This window comes from Sphingomonas sp. FUKUSWIS1, from assembly GCF_000733135.1.
Lineage (GTDB): Bacteria > Pseudomonadota > Alphaproteobacteria > Sphingomonadales > Sphingomonadaceae > Sphingomonas > Sphingomonas aerolata.
Map to the genome: position 1 here is coordinate 1 of NZ_JPJC01000046.1, position 17,511 is coordinate 17,511.

16 protein-coding genes, 1 tRNA gene and 1 pseudogene are annotated in these 17,511 nt (G+C 62.8%); 8 read left to right on the forward strand and 10 right to left on the reverse strand.

Features of this window, described 5'->3' with window-relative positions:
* The 3 genes and pseudogenes from sphsw_RS19635 to sphsw_RS04105 all read left to right on the forward strand — a co-directional run.
* A pseudogene (locus tag sphsw_RS19635) lies at nt 1-534 on the forward strand (acyltransferase domain-containing protein); the annotation flags it as partial.
* A gap of 153 nt (nt 535-687) precedes the next feature.
* The gene (locus sphsw_RS04100; protein WP_160172600.1) at nt 688-1,263 is read left to right on the forward strand and encodes a GAF domain-containing protein; all 576 of its coding nucleotides are present in this window, start codon (nt 688-690) and stop codon (nt 1,261-1,263) included.
* A gap of 52 nt (nt 1,264-1,315) precedes the next feature.
* Nucleotides 1,316-1,654: a hypothetical protein gene (locus sphsw_RS04105; protein WP_031439502.1), complete on the forward strand. Its 339-nt coding sequence runs from the start codon at nt 1,316-1,318 to the stop codon at nt 1,652-1,654.
* A 128-nt stretch (nt 1,655-1,782) separates the two neighbouring features.
* Here sphsw_RS04105 and sphsw_RS20235 read toward each other — a convergent pair whose 3' ends face one another.
* Together sphsw_RS20235 and sphsw_RS20240 are read right to left on the reverse strand one after the other, a co-directional pair.
* Complete coding sequence (locus tag sphsw_RS20235; protein WP_235188278.1) at nt 1,783-2,442, reverse strand: PEPxxWA-CTERM sorting domain-containing protein; 660 nt, start codon at nt 2,440-2,442, stop codon at nt 1,783-1,785.
* Nucleotides 2,443-4,527: 2,085 nt separating this feature from the next.
* Nucleotides 4,528-4,788 (reverse strand): hypothetical protein, encoded by a 261-nt coding sequence (locus sphsw_RS20240; RefSeq protein WP_152555378.1) that lies wholly within the window; start codon nt 4,786-4,788, stop codon nt 4,528-4,530.
* Between the two features lie 228 nt (nt 4,789-5,016).
* On the opposite strand from sphsw_RS20240, the gene sphsw_RS20245 reads away from it, so the two are divergent.
* Nucleotides 5,017-5,226, forward strand: a complete 210-nt coding sequence (locus tag sphsw_RS20245; RefSeq protein ID WP_152555379.1) for a hypothetical protein — start codon at nt 5,017-5,019, stop codon at nt 5,224-5,226.
* Nucleotides 5,227-5,773: 547 nt separating this feature from the next.
* Nucleotides 5,774-6,226, forward strand: a complete 453-nt coding sequence (locus sphsw_RS20250; RefSeq protein ID WP_235188279.1) for a hypothetical protein — start codon at nt 5,774-5,776, stop codon at nt 6,224-6,226.
* A 935-nt stretch (nt 6,227-7,161) separates the two neighbouring features.
* On the opposite strand, the gene sphsw_RS04125 is transcribed toward sphsw_RS20250, so the two are convergent.
* From sphsw_RS04125 to sphsw_RS04140, 4 genes are all read right to left on the reverse strand, one after another.
* Nucleotides 7,162-7,713, reverse strand: coding sequence for an FxDxF family PEP-CTERM protein (locus tag sphsw_RS04125; protein WP_107045822.1), 552 nt, complete (start codon nt 7,711-7,713; stop codon nt 7,162-7,164).
* An 858-nt stretch (nt 7,714-8,571) separates the two neighbouring features.
* Nucleotides 8,572-8,647: transfer RNA gene (locus tag sphsw_RS04130), tRNA-Ile, on the reverse strand.
* Nucleotides 8,648-8,770: 123 nt separating this feature from the next.
* Nucleotides 8,771-9,037: a hypothetical protein gene (locus sphsw_RS04135; RefSeq protein ID WP_031393308.1), complete on the reverse strand. Its 267-nt coding sequence runs from the start codon at nt 9,035-9,037 to the stop codon at nt 8,771-8,773.
* Nucleotides 9,038-9,191: 154 nt separating this feature from the next.
* Nucleotides 9,192-10,589: a M20/M25/M40 family metallo-hydrolase gene (locus tag sphsw_RS04140; RefSeq protein WP_443024366.1), complete on the reverse strand. Its 1,398-nt coding sequence runs from the start codon at nt 10,587-10,589 to the stop codon at nt 9,192-9,194.
* A 107-nt stretch (nt 10,590-10,696) separates the two neighbouring features.
* Between sphsw_RS04140 and ettA the strand changes: the two genes are divergently transcribed.
* From ettA to sphsw_RS04155, 3 genes are all read left to right on the forward strand, one after another.
* Nucleotides 10,697-12,376: an energy-dependent translational throttle protein EttA gene (ettA, locus tag sphsw_RS04145; protein ID WP_031439507.1), complete on the forward strand. Its 1,680-nt coding sequence runs from the start codon at nt 10,697-10,699 to the stop codon at nt 12,374-12,376.
* Nucleotides 12,377-12,626: 250 nt separating this feature from the next.
* On the forward strand, nt 12,627-13,820 hold the full coding sequence (locus sphsw_RS04150; protein WP_235188280.1) for a sensor histidine kinase: 1,194 nt from the start codon (nt 12,627-12,629) through the stop codon (nt 13,818-13,820).
* Between the two features lie 18 nt (nt 13,821-13,838).
* The gene (locus sphsw_RS04155) at nt 13,839-14,594 is read left to right on the forward strand and encodes a DUF3108 domain-containing protein (RefSeq protein WP_160172602.1); all 756 of its coding nucleotides are present in this window, start codon (nt 13,839-13,841) and stop codon (nt 14,592-14,594) included.
* 17 nt (nt 14,595-14,611) lie between these two features.
* Here sphsw_RS04155 and sphsw_RS04160 read toward each other — a convergent pair whose 3' ends face one another.
* The 4 genes from sphsw_RS04160 to sphsw_RS04175 form a co-directional block, all read right to left on the reverse strand.
* On the reverse strand, nt 14,612-15,382 hold the full coding sequence (locus sphsw_RS04160; RefSeq protein ID WP_031439510.1) for an NYN domain-containing protein: 771 nt from the start codon (nt 15,380-15,382) through the stop codon (nt 14,612-14,614).
* A 10-nt stretch (nt 15,383-15,392) separates the two neighbouring features.
* The gene (locus sphsw_RS04165) at nt 15,393-15,773 is read right to left on the reverse strand and encodes a DoxX family protein (protein ID WP_031439511.1); all 381 of its coding nucleotides are present in this window, start codon (nt 15,771-15,773) and stop codon (nt 15,393-15,395) included.
* A gap of 97 nt (nt 15,774-15,870) precedes the next feature.
* The gene (greB, locus tag sphsw_RS04170) at nt 15,871-16,347 is read right to left on the reverse strand and encodes a transcription elongation factor GreB (RefSeq protein ID WP_031439512.1); all 477 of its coding nucleotides are present in this window, start codon (nt 16,345-16,347) and stop codon (nt 15,871-15,873) included.
* Between the two features lie 19 nt (nt 16,348-16,366).
* On the reverse strand, nt 16,367-17,511 hold a 1,145-nt coding region (locus sphsw_RS04175; protein WP_031439513.1), incomplete at its 5' end, for a lytic transglycosylase domain-containing protein.

Below are 17,511 nucleotides of genomic sequence, written 5' to 3' on the forward strand. Positions count from 1 at the left end.
GGCTTCGTCCGCGGCCTGCCGCGCGACGCGGTCGAGGCGCTGGTCGCACGGTTCGACTGCGGCATCGCGATCGTCAATCCCGGCTTGCTGTTCGTGATCGGCGGCACCCGCGCGCAGGTCGCCGCCTGTTGCGACGCGGCGTTGGCACAGGGCGCAGCGTCCGCTCGCCCGATCGCGGTCCGCGTCGCGTCGCACACCCGCCGCCTGTCCGCCGCCGTCGCGCCGTTCCACGCCGCGCTGCTCGAAGCCCAGCCCGCACGGCCAATCCGGGGTCGGACGCTGATCGGCGCAACCGATGCCACGATCGTCCGCGGCGCCGCCGGCATCGCAGGACTTGCGGCCCAGATCGACACGACGATCGACTGGGCCGCCACGCTCGAGGCACTCGTCGAACGCGGCGTCGACCGTCTGCTCGAACTCGGCCCCGGCACCGCGCTCGCCGACATGGTCCGCGCCGCCTATCCCACGCTCGACGTCCGCGCAGTCGACGACTTCCGCAGCCTCGCCGGAATCACCGCCTGGATCGCCCGCTGAAACTGCGGGGGAGACAAGGGGAGGGTGCCGTTCGATAGGGCGGGCGGTGATGCCAACCCTTTGTTAGCTATTGCTTTATATCGTCACAGGCCGGGCAAACGGATGCTTAGGCTCCCTATCTGCTCGATTGGGCACATAGGGCTAGGATATGATATGTCGATCTCGTTCTACATCATGGCGGATAAGCCGGAAAATGAACGCGAGCGCGAAAGGGCCATTGCGACAAGCAATCTCATCGCAAGTCCGCATGTCGGCAGATTCCGGCCGATCTTGGATGCTGTCCGCGATACCCTGAAAGCAAAGTCCGCCGCCATCACCATCGTCTATCAGGACTCGACTTACGTATTGTCCGCAGCGGGTTTCGAGGCCGGCATCTATAAGAGGTCTACGTCCTTCTGTGCGCATGCCATTCTATCCCCCGACGAACTGACGATCGTTCCGGACGCCGGCGCAGACGAGCGTTTCGCCGGCAACCCCTTCGTCGACACGATCGAGGGCATTCAATTCTATATTGGTGCGCCGCTACGCGACGAAGACGGCACCGTACTCGGGGCGCTGTGCGTCTTCGATGAAAAACCCCGTGACTTCATCACGGACGACGACAGGGCGCGGATCATCGCGTTGAAGAAAGAAGCAGAGGCGATTGTCCACGCCATAAGCAAGCAGGCCGACGTCGATCGCGAAGGCGATAAGGAAGTCCAGTCTTCGATGCAAAGCCAGCGACCGTGATGGCCACGTGTCCGCAACGACGCAGACTGCCCGGACGAGCCTCAAGATGAATATGTATCGCAAAATCGCGAGCGATATCTCTCCGGCGCTGATCGAACGTCGTTGCGCATCCCGGCATCTCGTCAACCTGGGGGCGCTTCTGATCACCCCTCTGGGCGAAATGATACCCGCGACCGTGACGGGCGTCTCCACGCGTGGTTTTCGGGTGAAAGCGGATTATGGCGTGACGATCGGCCGATCCGTCGGCCTCGCCATTCCGGGCCTGCCGAGATATGTCGGGTGGGTCGCCTGGTCCTATCTCGGCGAATTCGGGCTGGAGGGTGCCCAGGAAATTACCGAGGACGCCGTCGAGCATATTGTCGCACTAGGCACCCCTTCGGCGATTACATAGTTCAGCAAGCTGCAGGATCCTCGACGCCCTCATTCTGGGGTCAGAAATCAGACGCAGATGACGCTGGACCGAAAAGCCGCCGACCATTGAAGGGCGGCGGCTCTATCTGGGATGAATTGCCATCGAGATCAGGCGTAAACAGTACCTGTGACGACTTTCCCGATGCGCCGGCGGAGGCTGAAGCCAACTCCCCCGAAGCCGACGAGCATCATGAGCCACGTTGCCGGCTCTGGAACCGCGCCGATCGAAACGGTCGCATTCTCAGGTGCAAAATCTGTAATCTGGTTGACGTTACCCACACCGTTTCGGGGCCAGAGATTAAACCCATATTGCGTTGGCCCAAAGCCCGTGCTCGGCAGCAAGGCGAGCGGAACCCGCGCTGTCAGCATGTTTCCAGCGATGGAAATACCAGTTGGGTCCAAGGCGTTTGGACCGACCGATCCGGTGCCGTTCTTCTGTATCACGATGGCCTGATTGAAGATCACATCGGGTTGACCGATCGAGGCAAAAGGCCTGGCGATGCCTGTACCGGTGTTGACGCCGAAAATGTACAGACCCGCCGTCTGCGGATCGATATCCCCGGCGAAAGTGGCGCCTAGCGTGAAGAATTGCGACATACTGTCGTAATTGACCGAGAGGCCTGTGACGTCGAGATCTGCAAAACGCGGACCCGCAGTATATGACGGAATGAAGTCGTCGGTCGGATCCATGATTGATACAGCTGCAGCGGGTGTCGCACAAATTGCCGTCAATCCAAGCATTCCGACTATGATTGCCTTGTTTATCATGGGACTATCCTCGAAAGTCGGCAACCAGCGTCGCCATTCTTTCCTTATCATACTCCGGAATTCTCGACGATAATCCTAATGGCTTAAGACGCACTACTCCAATTGGATTATAGGAGACCTCCGCATATCCTTGGATTCGTCGAATTTGATGCGAATTTCCCTGAGCAAGCCGCGGAAGTGGTCCAGGTTCCCCTACCGATCGGGAAAGGTGCAGGTGCTCCACTTCCCGACGGAAGTTCTCCGGCCCGATCGTGACGGATGCGGTGTCGCAACAGGCGGTCGCCGCGCCTCATGATCTACGGATGAGAAGCGCCATCGGACACGCATGATCGTGATCGATGACCAGAAATCGCATCGCGTTTGGCCATGCAGTCGAAGTTGCAGTCTGAAGCTCTGAACGTTTCGGCGAAGGAGGGGAAGGTGCCGATCGACGGGCCCTGCTGGGCCGCCACGCGCGGCATAGAGGCGGCGTCCGTTTCTTCCGATCAACTGCTCGGTAGGTGCAGGTCGGGCCGTCGTCAGTCGCTCGACGCGCGCGGTCGGCTCCCCGGTCGAGCCCGTCCTCGTCTGGATAGAACGCGTGTGGATCCTAGCCCGGTCCCCGCTTCATACGTGTTTGAGCTTGTGAGCGGCGTACCCGAGAACGAGAAACGCTGCGACGGAAGAGCCGGCCCAGCCCACCAGGATCATTACCATTGAAACACCCTCTGCTCCGCGGCGCGTTTCGCACCGTCGAAGCGCGCAATAAGTCCTGTTTCCTTATGGTTAACAAGACATGAAGAGTGACCCAACCGTGATTTATTTGATGATGGGCTACGCTGGCCACCGGGTGACGTCCAGGCCCCCCGAGCTGCTTGATTGTCCTAATCTTTCTGCGCTCGCAGATGGCGGGTAGTTGCAAACTGATTGAGAACAAAAACGGAACTACGGAGTTCAGGTGCGATCCTGATTCGCTGCCCGGATGCGTTCAATAAGAATGTAATCCCCACAAGATCGACTGCCCGAGCACGCGAAAGAGCAGGCAGGAGCCTCGCTAGCCTCCCTACGATGATAGGGCGAAACGCCGCCTAGCTGAACCAGTCCGTCACGCGCGGTCCGCCGCGACGCCTGCCAGCGGAGGAACGCCGCCACCGCGCGATCGTCCTCAACGCCGACGAGCGGGCACTGGGCGCGCGCGATCCTTGGTCACCGGGAGAGCCTACGGATCCTGTCAGCTCGCGCGAGACAAGGCGTTGTCGCGCATCAGGTGCGGCTGTGGCCGGAAGGTTTGGAAATCGCCAGCTGCATGCTCGGATGGCTCTGCGGGGATAGTAGGCGAGGGTAATCCGAAATACCCCCTGAGCCGCCCCCGGAATGCCTGATCTGCGACGAATAGTTATGAAACGCCTGACAAGAAAAACGCGGAGATGTGGCGCATTGCTGCGACTTATTGCGGCGATATGGAGGCTGTGATTTTGGAAATTGGTGGGCCCGGCAACTATCGAACTGACGCCCTTACAAAGCCCGTGGCGGCGGGCATTATACCCCCAAGAAACCCCCACGTGCAGTGGGGTGTATTTCATGAGCGTCGAGATAGCCGCGACGGCGCCGTTTAAGCCCCGGTTCGGGATCAAGCCTATATGGCCTTACCTCGCGGATCCAATCCGGGGGCCGGCTATCATTGCCCGGTTCTGGTCTAACGTCGCCCGCCGCGGTGAAGGCGAGTGTTGGGATTGGACAGCATGCCGCGGCGGTAAAGGGCTGTACGGTCAGACGACGGTGGGAGGCGGCAGGATCCGCCGATCAAACCGGGTGGCGTCGGCAATAGTTAACGGCGAAGACCCAGGCGAACGCGTCATCCGTCACACCTGCGACCGCGCGATCTGCTGCAACCCTGCGCATTTGGTGGCGGGAACCCACGAGGAAAACATGACTGACATGGTTGTGCGCGGCCGAACTGTCGGGAAGCCGCCGCTTCGTGCCAGCATGACGAAAGCGGCGTTGTGCGCGCGCAATGAGCGGCTTCTTTCGGCGCTCAATCAGATTGCGGCATCCGATTCCACTGCCAGGCGGCGGGCATTGCAGGAGATCGCCGCTGCATCTAACTCAGTGCGGAACGCCGGTCGTGGTCATTCGATACACATCCCGGGTCTGCTGCGCGCCGTCAGCAGTAATCCCATCAAATTTGCGCCACGCTGCAGCCGAATTGCAGACGCGCGTGGCCATGAAGGAGCCCGTCGGCGTCATTGACCGGCAGATCTTCTTCTCTTTGGCTTGCGCCTCTACGGCCTTGGCAGGGGCTTCTGACGTTTGCGCCTCTACGCCAATGGGAGTGAGGATCAGCGCAACTGCAACGCGATATTTCATCGTTCGACTCCTGCAATTCGACCGAAAGTATACGATCGACCTTCGTATGCAAGAGCGTCACTGGGACTGACGTTTTCTGACCTAACTAGCGCGCTGCTCCGCTCCAAACTCACCGCCTCCCTCAACACGAGGCGAGCGATCTCGGTCACTGAGTATCGTCCTGCCGTGGATCAATACCCGGAACGATGTGCCGCCACTGGTCGCTGATTGTTCTACGGGAGAATTGGCATGCTGCGTACCTTGCGTCCGGACATTGTGAACGTCTCAGCAAACGAGGGGAGGGTGCTGATTGATGGGCCGGGCGTTGCTGTCACGCTCGACATCGAAGCGGCATCAGTCCTATCCGATCAGCTGCTCGCCGGGTGCACCTCGGCACGCCGGCAACAGCGTGACGCGATCGGTCAGGTGCCCCATTCAGATCCTTGCTCACAAGTATAGTTGGCAGCGGGTTCAGTCAGGCTGGCTTGGGTTTTGATGGAAAGTAACCTAGGTTAATCTTAACCTTGTATGCCGAACGCGAGCTTGGCTCCCAAGCATTCGCTTTGTAACAAACCGCGCCATGAACACGCCCTTTGGACACGACGCAGAAATCTTGCGTTCCGCGATCGCTTGGGCGCTTCACGTCGCCGACGTAACTAACAATCCGCTTGTGGCCTCTTTCTTAGCCGATGCACTTCACCATGCCGAGAATGGCGCATACCGCTCTTGCGCGGCCAATGGCGCTATCTTGCCAGGGTGGAACGTGTTTGCAGTGTCTGCGGACAGTTCAGCTGGATCGGAAGTTCGGTAACCAGAGTGCGATTCAGGCACCATCTCGAGCAGTGCGGCACGCATTGCTGTGAAGGCGTCTCGTTTCCCAAATCTATCTTCGCGCGCCTTAGCGATCGTATTGCGTTCGTCAGCCCCAGCGTTTGCCCTGGCAGTCGATCATAGTACGGAACGACCTTGCTAAGCTTCATATTGGTCAGACCGGGCCGCAAGCCCGATGTTACGCGCCGAGTTCGGCGTCTTCCTTGTCAGGTTAAAAGGCGTGGGGATCGTGGACCGGTTGCTGCGCCGACCGAGCCTGGCGGGGAGGTGGGCGCTTTGGAGCATCGGGGACCGGGTCGGGCAGGGTAAGCACCCTGCTTCCGTGCATCGTCTGAAAGACGGCGATCGCCTCGCCTTCCGCTATCCGCTTGCCGATCAACGACGCCCGCTCGGCGCTGACGTAGCCCAGCTGCGTGCCGCGCTCGCTGAAGATGGCGACCGCGTTATTGTCGAACGGGTTGCTCGGCTCGAAGCGCAGCTCGATCGCTACGCCAGGCGCGCACAGCATGCGCCGGTTGCTCTTGCTCGTGTCCTCGTTCGGAAAGTCGATGCGATCAACGAAGGGCCGTCGCAGAAGTTCGGCGTAACGCAGGCCTTTAATTGGCTATCTGATAGGCGGGCGGTTTAAGACTGCGAACACAGCTATGCAAAAAGCAGTGAAACCCCTTGGCCTTGCTTTTTCGCACATGCACCGATGAGATTCCGGCAAAGGATATGACGCGGTCGTGAACACAAAAAATGCCCGGCTCGGAAAGCCGGGCATTTTTAACTTCAGCCGTTGTAAGGGTCATCATTGGCATAGTAATGCATTGCTTTGCATCCTGCAGTATGCGGCAATGTTGCCAATAGTGACCCCCAAGCTGATGGCAAAGTTAACCCCGAATGGGCTTGCCGATTGGCCAGTAGCGCATTTGAACCCCCAAATTTGAAAGTGCTTGTCTTTCGACAAGGGGATTTATGCATTGAATTTGTTTAGTAATTGCAAATCCACGCGGTTAAAGTGGATTAACTGAAAATTCTTGATGCCAATGCTGCCCGCGCATTGCCGACTACGGTATATGCGCCGGATCGACGCAGCTGCCGCACAATGCTGTTGAATGGGGCCGTCACGCTCTGGCACCGACCGATTTCGCTATCCTGCGGCGCGGCCTCCCAAAAGATCACGAGGGGCCAGCGCTCGGGGCAGTGATGTCAGAGACAGCGCAGGGTTAGGCGGACCGCTGGTGTGTCTACGCGACCGTTGACGGTCTCAATGAGCGCGGCTCTTATTGGATTTTCTGCATTGTCACTCCGTCGACGTTTGACCACTTAAACCCGACCCATGCCGCCCCTGGGTATCCGGACCACGGATCTGATCCGTGGCTGTGGACGGCATAAGGAAGTCGGCTTCGACCAGTTCGCGCCTGACCGTACGCTTCGGTGTCGGTCAACGGCGGTCGTCGCGCCGCATCAATCCCTCCGCAGCCGCAATCGCGCTGGATTCAAATGAAAACAGCCGCCAACCTCGAAAGGTTGACGGCTGCCTTCACACGGCCGGACACTGGGACCGGCTGTGAAATGTGCTTAGGCGAATGCGATCTTCGCCTGGCGACGACGAACGCGCATCGATGAGCCGATACCGCCGATACCGAACAGCATGATTGCCCAGGTACCGGCCTCGGGAACTGCTGCCGTCGGCTCAAAGGTCGCGGTGCCGGCATAGGAACCGTTACCACGCGAGAGGCCGTTCACGACGATCTGGTTCGTCGCACCTTTTGCGATCGCCACGTTGTTGATCTCGAAAAACTCGGCCTTGCCGACAACAGTCTTCGATGCTGCGAAACCATTGATGAACACCGACAGGATATCAAGATCGGTCGGGCTGAAGAACCGCGTCGTGCTCGTGCTGAGCGTACCGCTAGCCAGACCGGCCTGATCGATGATGAAATTGAAAGTATCCGTGAATGCACCACGCTTAATGCCCGCCCGGCCGAAATCTGCCGAAACGGTACCATTCTTTATATCGCCGCTGACGGTGAACTCCGGGTCGTTCGGAGTGAAGTTAACTGCGTGAGCCGCTGGGGCCATCGCAAATGCAGATACGAATGCCATTGTCGAAAGAAGTAAACGCTTCATGATGGTCCCTTTTTACGTGTTCCTTGGAAAAAAAGTAAAGGGGGCCATAGAGTTATGCAATTGCCTGAAAATGGCTACCACCCAACCATTGTGTGGTTTCGGGACAATCGTGCATCGTGAGCGGAGTGCGATGAGCGTCATGAAGTCGCGCGGCCGGATCGTTTGCATCCGGGGGCATTTTCCACGGTAGAAGCGTGCAATAGGCCCTGCTCAACCTTGGTTAACAAGACAAGAAGAATGACCTAAATCTCCAATAGTTGTTGACGGGCACACTGTTCTTTTAGCGACATTCAAGCCCCCCCCCGAGTTACGAGGTTTTCCGAACTATCCCGTGCCTCGTTCCGCCCGGCGATGGCAGGCAGGTTGAGAACAAAAAAGGAGCAGTATAGCTCGGGCGCTACCCTGATTCGTTGTTTGGATGCGCCCAATGAGTATGCAAACGCCGCGAGTTCGACTGCCGAGCTCGCCAAAGAGCAAGGCAGGAGCCTCGCTAGCCTCTCTACGATGATAGGGCGTAACGCCGCCTATCTAAAGCGGTTCGTCACTCGCGGTTCGCCGCGACTTGCACCGCGGCGTGCGCTGCGGCGGGCATTGCCGAGATCATCGTCGCAAGGCCGCCCAGCATGATCATCGACACCCTCAAACCAGGTGCTTCCGCCGAAGCCGGAGCGGCTCCGCAAGCCGCAGAAATCCGGGCCGAATCATGACATCTGGGAGGCAGAAAATACCATTTGAAAAATACCCCCAAATATCCCGCACATTCAGCTCGCCGTATGGAACGTGTGAAAAGAAAGACCCCCACAAACCAAGCGGTTCTGCGCTTTCCTGACGATGTAAGGTGGTGATGATCGGAGAAATTGGTGGGCCCGGCAGGAATCGAACCCGCAACCTAGCCGTTATGAGCGGCCAGCTCTAACCGTTGAGCTACAGGCCCCACCGCCGCCTGCGTTAGCGCAAGCGTTTCCAAAGAAAAAGGGTGCCAAAGAAAAAGGGCGCTCCCGAAGGAACGCCCTTTCCGACTCCAAAACGCTGTCGAGCGCAAGCGCCCGACACAGTCTTAGTTCATGTTGTCGGTCTTCTCGTCGGCAGCGTCGCGGACGTTGTCTGCTGCTGCGTTCATGTTGTCGGCTGCGTTCTCGAGCACGTCGGTTGCGACAGCGTTCGAGGTGTTGTCCGCCATGGCGTCCATGTTGTCAGCCTGCATTTCCATGTTGTCAGCCAGCATGTCCGCGTTGTTCTCAACTGCGGCGGCTTCTGGCGACTTGCTGCAGGCTGCGACGGACATCAGGCCGGCGGCAGCAGCGATCAGAACGATCTTCTTCATTCGAATGCTCCCAAGCATAGTTTCACTCGCGGCCGACCCGATTGCCGTCGCGAAGCCCCGTCAAATAGCGGCCCCCGACCGGCGGTCAATCCGCTAAATTCATCGCCCAGCAAGCTTTGCGACAGTCCGATGACGGGCGGGTTGCCGCAACTGGTCACTTTCTTGGCACGACCGAGCCGATTTCCTCGGGCGCATTGGCCACGATCGCAAGCATCGTCGTCCAGGCCGCGACGTTCTGGCGAAGCTGCTCGGGATCGACCCGGTCGAGCGTATCGTCGGGGGTGTGGTGCGTGTCGAAATAGCGCGTACCCGACTGGTTGAGGTCGATCGCCGCGACGCCGAGCGCCATGGTCGGGCCGACATCGGTGCCGTCACCGCCGACCCCTGCGCCGCGCGCGATGCCGAGCGGGGCGAGGGCGGAGGCGAGGCGATCGGCGACCGGCTTCGCGCTGTCGGGCAGGTTGGTCTCGAACCGCCAGACGCGATCCGCGCCGAAATCGGATTCGCCCGCGGTCGCGTGCCGCTCGGTCTTGTGCGCCTCGGCATAGGCCTTGCCGCCAAAGCCGCCGACTTCCTCGGCACCGAACCAGACGACGCGGATCGTGCGCCGCGGGCGCGGGCCGTCGAGGATGCGCTTGGCCGCCGCCGCGGTGATCGCCACGCCGCTCGCATCGTCGATCGCGCCCGTGCCGAGATCCCAGCTGTCGAGATGCCCGCCGACCAGCACGATCCCCGCCTTGGGATCGGTCCCCGGCACCTCGGCGATGACGTTCCCCGATTCGTGCGTGCCCGTCATCCGCGGGGTCAGGACGAGCGTCATCGTGATCGGCTTGCCGCGCGTCGCGATCCGTTCGATCAGCTCGGCATCGGGCACCGACAGCGCCGCCGACGGGATCGGCGTGACGCCCTCGGGGAAGTTGGTCGTGCCGGTATGCGGGTTGCGGTGATGATCGGTGCCGATCGAGCGGATCACGATCGCGGCCGCGCCCTTGCTCGCCGCCATCGCCGGCCCCACGAACCGCGCAGGGCCGAACGCGCCATAGCTCGACCCGTCCTGCGTCGGCTCCATCGCGTTGCCGACATAGGCGATCTTGCCGGCGAGGCTCCCGGCAGGCGCCGCCGCCAGGTCGCCATAGGACTTGAACACCACCACCTGCGCGGTCAGGCCGCCCACGGGCGTCGCACCCGAATTGCCGAGCGCGGTCAGCTTCAGCGCCTGCGGGAAGGGGGCGAGGATCGACCCCGTCTCGACGCCGCGCACCCAGACGGGCATCTGGTACGGCTCGATCCGCACGTTCTTGAACCCCAGCGCCTTCAGCTTGGTCACCGACCAGGCACGCGCACGCGCCTCCGCCTCGGTCCCCGCCAGCCTGGGGCCGATCTCGGTCGTCATCCCCTCGACGATGTCATAGGCGACGTCGTCCTTGAGCGCGGCATCGCGGAGGGCTGCGACCTTCGCATCGACCGGGGCAGGGGCGGGTGGTGCGGTCCGCTGTGCCACGAGAGGAACGGACAGGGTGGAGGCGGCCAATACCGCGAGCGTGTGCTTCATCATCCGCGACAGCCTATGTCGCCGCTCCCCGTTTGCCAACGGCCCGCCGCATCGCTATCTGCGCACGTCAAATCCCGCCTCATTCAAGCATGGAGCTCGGCACCCACATGGCCGTCCAGTATACCTACGTCATGAAGGGTCTGACCAAGACCTTCCCCGGTGCCGCAAAGCCCGTCCTCAACAACATCCACCTCCAGTTCATTCCGTCCGCCAAGATCGCGATCATCGGCCCCAACGGGTCGGGCAAGTCGACGCTGATGAAGATCATGGCGGGCATGGATCCCGACTTCACCGGCGAGGCCTGGGCGGCCGAGGGCGTCAATGTCGGCTATCTCGCGCAGGAGCCTCAGCTCGATCCGACCAAGGACGTGATGGGCAACGTCAAGGACGGCGTCCGCCCCGTCGCCGACCTCGTCGACCGGTTCAACGCGATCTCGGCCGAGATGGGCGATCCGAAGGACGACACCGATTTCGACGCACTGATGGAGGAGATGGGCGATCTCCAGGCCAAGATCGACGCGGTCGACGGCTGGGCGCTCGACAGCCAGCTGGAACAGGCGATGGAGGCTCTGCGCTGCCCGCCGGGCGATGCGTCGGTCGAGAATCTCTCGGGCGGCGAGAAGCGCCGCGTCGCGCTCTGCAAGCTGCTGCTCGAGAAGCCGCAGATCCTGCTGCTCGACGAGCCGACCAACCATCTCGACGCCGAGAGCGTGTCGTGGCTCGAGAATTACCTTAAGGAATATACCGGCAACGTCATCCTCGTGACGCATGACCGCTACTTCCTCGACAATGTCGTCAACTGGGTGCTCGAGCTCGATCGCGGCCGCTACTACACCTATGAGAGCAACTATTCGGGCTATCTGGAGAAGAAGGCGCAGCGCCTCAGCCAGGAAGAGCGCGAAGAGGCCGGCAAGCAGAAGGCGATCGCCGACGAGCTGGCGTGGATGCGCCAGACCCCCAAGGCACGCCAGACCAAGTCGAAGGCGCGTATCCGCGCGTTCGACGAGCTGATGGAAAAGCAGGAGAATCGCGTCGCCGGCAAGGCCGCGATCCTGATCCAGCTGCCGTCGCGTCTCGGTGGCAAGGTGATCGAGGCGAAGGGCCTGACCAAGTCGTACGGCGACAAGCTGCTGTTCGACGGGCTCGACTTCACGCTGCCGCCGGGCGGCATCGTCGGCGTGATCGGCCCGAACGGCGCGGGCAAGTCGACGCTGTTCAAGCTCATCACCGGCCAGGAAACCCCGGACACGGGCACGATCGAGGTCGGCTCGACCGTCAAGCTCGGCTATGTCGACCAGAGCCGCGACGATCTCGATCCGAACAAGAACGTCTGGCAGGAAATCTCCGACGAGCTCGAGATCTTCCGCTTCGGCAAGCAGGAGATGGGCACGCGCGCCTATGTCGGCGCGTTCAACTTCCGCGGGCAGGATCAGCAGAAGAAGGTCGGCCAGCTGTCGGGCGGCGAGCGCAACCGCGTCCACATGGCCAAGATGCTCAAGGAGGGTGGCAACGTCCTCCTGCTCGACGAGCCGACCAACGATCTCGACGTCGAGACGCTGCGTGCGCTCGAGGAGGCGCTCGAGACGTTCGCCGGCTGCGCGGTGGTCATCAGCCATGACCGCTTCTTCCTCGATCGCCTCGCCACGCACATCCTCGCCTTCGAAGGCGACAGCCATGTCGAGTGGTTCGAGGGCAATTACGCCTCCTACGAGGAAGACAAGCGCCGCCGCCTCGGCGACGCCGCCGACCGCCCGACGCGTCTGGCCTACAAGAAGCTCACACGCTGAGCGTCTGAGACCCGCCGCGGCCCATGTTCCCGGGCTGCGGCGGACGTCCACCTACCATCCAAACTCCGTCATCCTGACGAAAGTCAGGATCCAGGGTCACAGGCGGCCCGCTTGATTGCTCTGGATCCTGACGTTCGTCAGGATGACGAGGGTGGTGTAGGACCGAGCTGGTGCCTGCCACGCAAGCGCCATGTTGATCCCCTAACCGGGGTCGGTACGGGAAATCTTGGTCCCCACGAACGGAGCAGGCGTGACAGTTATCGAACACTCCCCCGGTGGAGATGCCCCCCCGGGTGCGGGGGAGCTGCAATACCGGCTTCGCCAGCAATCGATACTGGCCGATTTCGGGATCGAGGCGCTGCGTGCGCGCGATCTCGAACCGATGCTCCAGCGCGCCACCGAATTGTGCGGCGAGGGGATGCGCTCGAAATACTGCAAGTTCCTCGAATATCGCCCCGAGCAGGACAGCCTGTTCGTGCGCGCGGGGATCGGCTGGGCGCCGGGCGTGGTCGGATCAGCCGAGATGCGCACCGATCTCGCCTCGCCCGCGGGCTTCGCGCTCGAGACCGGCCAGCCGGTGATCTCCAACCATCTCGAGAATGAGGAGCGGTTCCGTACGCCCGCCTTCATGGCCGAGCACCACATCCGCCGCGCGATCAACGTGCTGGTCGAGACGTCGGGCAAGCGCTTCGGCGTGCTCGAGGTCGACAGCCCCGACGAGGGCAAGTTCGAGCCCGCCGACCTCGCCTTCATGCAGGGGTTCGCCAATCTGATCGGCGTCGCGATCGAGCGGCAACAGGCCGAACAGCGCTTGAGCGACGCGATGGAGCATCAGGAGCTCCTCACGCGCGAGGCGAGCCACCGCGTCAAGAACAGCCTCGCGCTCGTCTCGGCGATGCTCAACCTCCAGATGCAGGAGGATGACGACCCGCGCATCACCCGGCTGCTCGGCGACGCGCAGGCGCGGATCACCGCGATCGCGCAGACGCATGACCAGCTCTGGCGCGGTGAACAGGTCGGGATCGTCGCGCTCGACGACCTGGTCTGCGGAATCGCGACGGGGCTGGCCGAACAGGCGCCGCTGCACCGGATCGACTGCGACATCGACGCGATCCGGATCAGCGCGGATACCGCGATCCCGCTCGGCCTGCTCGTCACCGAGCTTGTCACCAACGCGATCAAATATGCTTACGGCGAGGGTGGCGGCGTCATCGCGGTGACGATCCGCAACGCCGATGGCCGGATTCTGCTGACCGTGTCCGACGACGGCGTCGGGCTGCCCGCCGATTTCGACCTCAAGGCCGCCTCGCGCAAAAGCCTCGGCATGCGGATGATCGGCAGCCTCGCCCGGCAGTTGCGCGGCACGATCGCGATCGAGAATGCCGCGCGCGGCACCTGTGCGGTCCTCGACATCCCCGACCCGAGGATCGTGCTTCCGGACTGATTGCTTGACGCGTGTATGATGTCCGTAGCACACCTCTCCCACAACGACGGGGTGGGGATGATGGACATGCTGATGATGCTAGCGGCCGCAGCGGCTTCGGTGACCGCGCCGCAGGGCGACAGGGTCAAGCCGGTCGACCAGTGTTTCGCGATCTACCGCCCGGGCTCCCCCGCAGGCACGCCGGCCGCCGGAGCCGACCAGACCGTCATCGGCGCAACCCGCCAGGTCATCCGCGCCATCCGCGTCGGCGGTCGGCCGGCCTGGGACATCGTCGTGCATCAGCGCGTGCCGATGGCGAATTTCGCGATGCGCGATCACTTCGTCTTGAACCGCGACGATCTGACGCCGATCACCTTCGACAACAGCCGGAGCGGGGTCGAGCATGTCGCGCTGCGCTACACCCCCGGTCGCATCGTCGGAACGAAGACCGACAAGGCCGTCGTCACGCCGATCGACGTCGCGGTGGCTGACCCCATCTGGGAGGGCAATCTCTGGGGCGTGACGTTCGGCGCCTTGCCGCTCGCGATGGGCAAGAGCTTCTCGTTGCCCTTCTACCAGTATGATGGCGGGATCGGCCGCTTCACGCTGACCGTCACCGGCAGCCAGAGCGTTGCGACACCGACCGGGCCTGTCGATGCCTGGACCGTCGCGGTTCTCAAGGACGGCAAGCCCAGCGCCACCACGCTGATCGCGAAACGCGACGCGCGTGAACTGGGCAGCTTCGCCGCGCGGGGCGGGACGAAGCTTGGCGGCGACTGCACCGGGCTCGACTGAGCGACCGGTGCCCCCGCTCAGCGCACCCGCTTGACGTAGATCCGACCGCCGTCACGGCGTTCGGTCTGGAAATTGGGCACCGCCTCGATCAGCTCGGACAGATGGTTGAAGCCATAGTTGCGCGCGTCGAAGCTCGACCGGTTGCCCGCGCGCTGGCCGAGTTCTGTCAGGCTCTGATAGCCCTTCTCGTCGCGCTTGCCCGCATTATACGCGTCGATCAGCAGCTTGATCAGGTCCGACCCGATCGGCTCGCCACCGCGCGATCGGCGTGCGGCGGGCGCGGCGGGGGCAGGGGCCTTCTCGCCACCGATCGCGGGCGGCAGTGACAGCGGCATCGGCTCGGACTCGTCGTCGAGCGCGCTGACGTCGATGAAGCGCGTGCAGGCCTGGCGAAACCCCTCGGGCGTGCGGCTAGTGCCGAAGCCATAGACGGGCACGCCGTCCTGGCGGATCCGCATCGCGAGCGGCATGAAGTCGCTGTCCGACGACATGATCCCGAACCCGTCGATCCGGCCGCGGAACAGCAGGTCCATCGCGTCGATCGTCATCTTCATGTCGGTCGCGTTCTTGCCCTTGGTCAGGTCGAACTGCTGCTGCGGCTCGATGCCGTGCTTGATCGACATGTCGCGCCAGCCTTTCAGCGCGGGCTTGGACCAATTGCCATAGACGCGCCGGACGTTGACCGTGCCGAGCTCGGCAAGGACGGTCAGCACCGGGTCGAGCGTCGCCGACGATGCGTTGTCGGCGTCGATGAGAAGGGCGACGTTGCGGGTTGTGGTATCGGCCATACCGCCGGGATTAGCCGCGCCCGCGCCCCGCGTCCACGCCCCACGCGCCGCCACCCGCTGCGGCGAGGTAGAGGAACACGAAACAATAGAGCACCGCCGCCTCGCCGCCATTGGCGATCGGGAAGGGGCCCTGCGGTGCGTGCGCGAGGAAATAGGCCGCCGCCGACATGCCCGACAGCAGGAACGCGACCGGCCGCGTGAACAGCCCGACGATCAGCAACGCGCCGCCCACGACCTCGATTATGCCCGCGACGTACAGCAACGGGGTCATCGCCATCGGGAAGGGCGGCAGCCCGAAGAACTTGGAGATACCGTGGCTGAAGAATACCAGCGCCACGACGATGCGCATGGCGCTGAGCAGGCGGCGGGACCAGGTGGCGGGTATCGGCATGGGATCATCCTGAACGTCGTTGCGGTCCCGCTACGTCCTATGCGCGCGTGCCTGCGTCAACGCGCCGGATGGAAACGGATCGTTCAGCGATAGGAAATCAGGGATAGGCGATCGCCACGACCTCATATTCGCGCTCGCCCGCCGGCAGGTCGACGCGCCGGACATCACCGATCGCGGCACCCCTCAGCGCGCGGGCGAACGGCGAATTCCAGCCGATCCGCCCATTGCCCGCATCGGTCTCGTCATCGCCGACCAGCGTGAGCACGCGTTCGACATCCTCCTCGTCCGCCACCGTCACGCACGCGCCGAACCAGACGCGGCTGCGGTCCTCCTGCGCGGCGGGATCGACGACCTTGGCCGCCTTCATCCGCCGCGACAGCCAGCCGAGCCGCCGGTCGATCTCGCGCAGCCGCTTGCGCCCATAGATATAGTCGCCATTCTCCGACCGGTCGCCATTGCCCGCCGCCCAGGAAATCACCTCGACCAGCTTGGGCCGCTCGCTGCCGAGCAACAGCTCATATTCCTCGCGCAGCACCGTATAGCCTGCCGGGGTGATGTAGTTGGGCCGATCCATGCGCGCCGTCTCGTCCGGTTCAGCCCGGCCGGGTCTTGCCGAGATACCAGGACGTCCGCGCGACGCTGCGGCTCTTGGCGCGGGCGGGGTTCATCAGGTCGTAGACGACCGCATTCTCGATCACGCGCTGCACATAGTTGCGCGTCTCCTGATACGGGATCGCCTCGATCCAGTCGATGATGTCGACCGCCCCGGTCCGCGGGTCGCCATTGGCGCGCAGCCACTTGTTCACATTGCCACCGCCCGCATTATATGCAGCAATCGCAAGCGGATAGCTGCCATAGTTCGCATAGATCCGCTGGAAGTAGCTCGACCCCAGCATGATCGACAGATTGGGATCCGTCGTCAGCGACGCCTGGTTATAGGCGAGCCCGATCTTGCCCGACTGCTCGCGCGCGGTCGCCGGCATCAGCTGCATCAGCCCGCGCGCACCGGCATGGCTGACTGCCGCGCGATCGAACTGGCTCTCCTGCCGCGAGATCGCGTGGATGATCGTCCAGTTGTCCTCATAGCCCGCCGGCACGCTGACGGTCGGGAAGCCCGCCGCCGAATAGTCGCTAAGCCCGTTCGCCAGCGCGCTGCGCCCGACCATCACGCCCAGATCGGGGCGGTTGATGCGCGTCGACAGTTCGGCGGCGAGCGCGTGGTCGGTGTCGGTCGTCGCATCCGCGGCGATCTGGCGGACGAACGCGGTCTGGTCCTGCCAGTCCGCGATCTGGCCAAGGAACTTGACCGCGCGCACCGTCTCGCGCTGCTCGAACGCGGCGCGCACCGCGGGGGCGATCGCAAGGCTGGCCATCGGCGGTGGCGGGGTCAGCGCGCAGCCCATCCGCTCGGTCGCGAGCTGTCCGTAATATTGATCGCGGTAGCCGGCCGCCTGCGTGTAGAAGGCGGCGGCATCCGCCTGCCGGCCCGCCGCCTCCGCCGCGCGACCCGCCCAGTAATAACCACGCGCCCGCACGACCGGCGAATTCGACCCGCGCGCATAGCGATCGAACAGCGTCATCGCATCCGCCGGCCGCCCGAGCTTCTTCATCGCCGCCTGCCCGCCAAGCCAGGCGAGATTGGTATATTCGTCGCGCTCGGCATAGGATTTGGCCGAGATGTTCGCCCCCGCCGGATAGGCATCGTCGATCTGCCGCGCGATGTCATAGGCGACCTGCC

Bases quoted from the DNA above. Each gene is read 5' to 3' on its own strand.
- sphsw_RS20235 (WP_235188278.1), bottom strand. From the start codon at position 2,442: ATGATAAACAAGGCAATCATAGTCGGAATGCTTGGATTGACGGCAATT.
- sphsw_RS04135 (WP_031393308.1), bottom strand. From the start codon at position 9,037: ATGAAGAAGATCGTTCTGATCGCTGCTGCCGCCGGCCTGATGTCCGTC.
- greB (WP_031439512.1), bottom strand. From the start codon at position 16,347: ATGGATCGGCCCAACTACATCACCCCGGCAGGCTATACGGTGCTGCGC.
- sphsw_RS04100 (WP_160172600.1), top strand. From the start codon at position 688: ATGTCGATCTCGTTCTACATCATGGCGGATAAGCCGGAAAATGAACGC.
- sphsw_RS20245 (WP_152555379.1), top strand. From the start codon at position 5,017: ATGCTGCGTACCTTGCGTCCGGACATTGTGAACGTCTCAGCAAACGAG.
- sphsw_RS04160 (WP_031439510.1), bottom strand. From the start codon at position 15,382: ATGGCCGATACCACAACCCGCAACGTCGCCCTTCTCATCGACGCCGAC.
- sphsw_RS04140 (WP_443024366.1), bottom strand. From the start codon at position 10,589: ATGAAGCACACGCTCGCGGTATTGGCCGCCTCCACCCTGTCCGTTCCT.
- sphsw_RS20240 (WP_152555378.1), bottom strand. From the start codon at position 4,788: ATGAAATATCGCGTTGCAGTTGCGCTGATCCTCACTCCCATTGGCGTA.
- sphsw_RS04165 (WP_031439511.1), bottom strand. From the start codon at position 15,773: ATGCCGATACCCGCCACCTGGTCCCGCCGCCTGCTCAGCGCCATGCGC.
- sphsw_RS04125 (WP_107045822.1), bottom strand. From the start codon at position 7,713: ATGAAGCGTTTACTTCTTTCGACAATGGCATTCGTATCTGCATTTGCG.
- sphsw_RS20250 (WP_235188279.1), top strand. From the start codon at position 5,774: ATGTTACGCGCCGAGTTCGGCGTCTTCCTTGTCAGGTTAAAAGGCGTG.
- sphsw_RS04105 (WP_031439502.1), top strand. From the start codon at position 1,316: ATGTATCGCAAAATCGCGAGCGATATCTCTCCGGCGCTGATCGAACGT.
- ettA (WP_031439507.1), top strand. From the start codon at position 10,697: ATGGCCGTCCAGTATACCTACGTCATGAAGGGTCTGACCAAGACCTTC.
- sphsw_RS04155 (WP_160172602.1), top strand. From the start codon at position 13,839: ATGTCCGTAGCACACCTCTCCCACAACGACGGGGTGGGGATGATGGAC.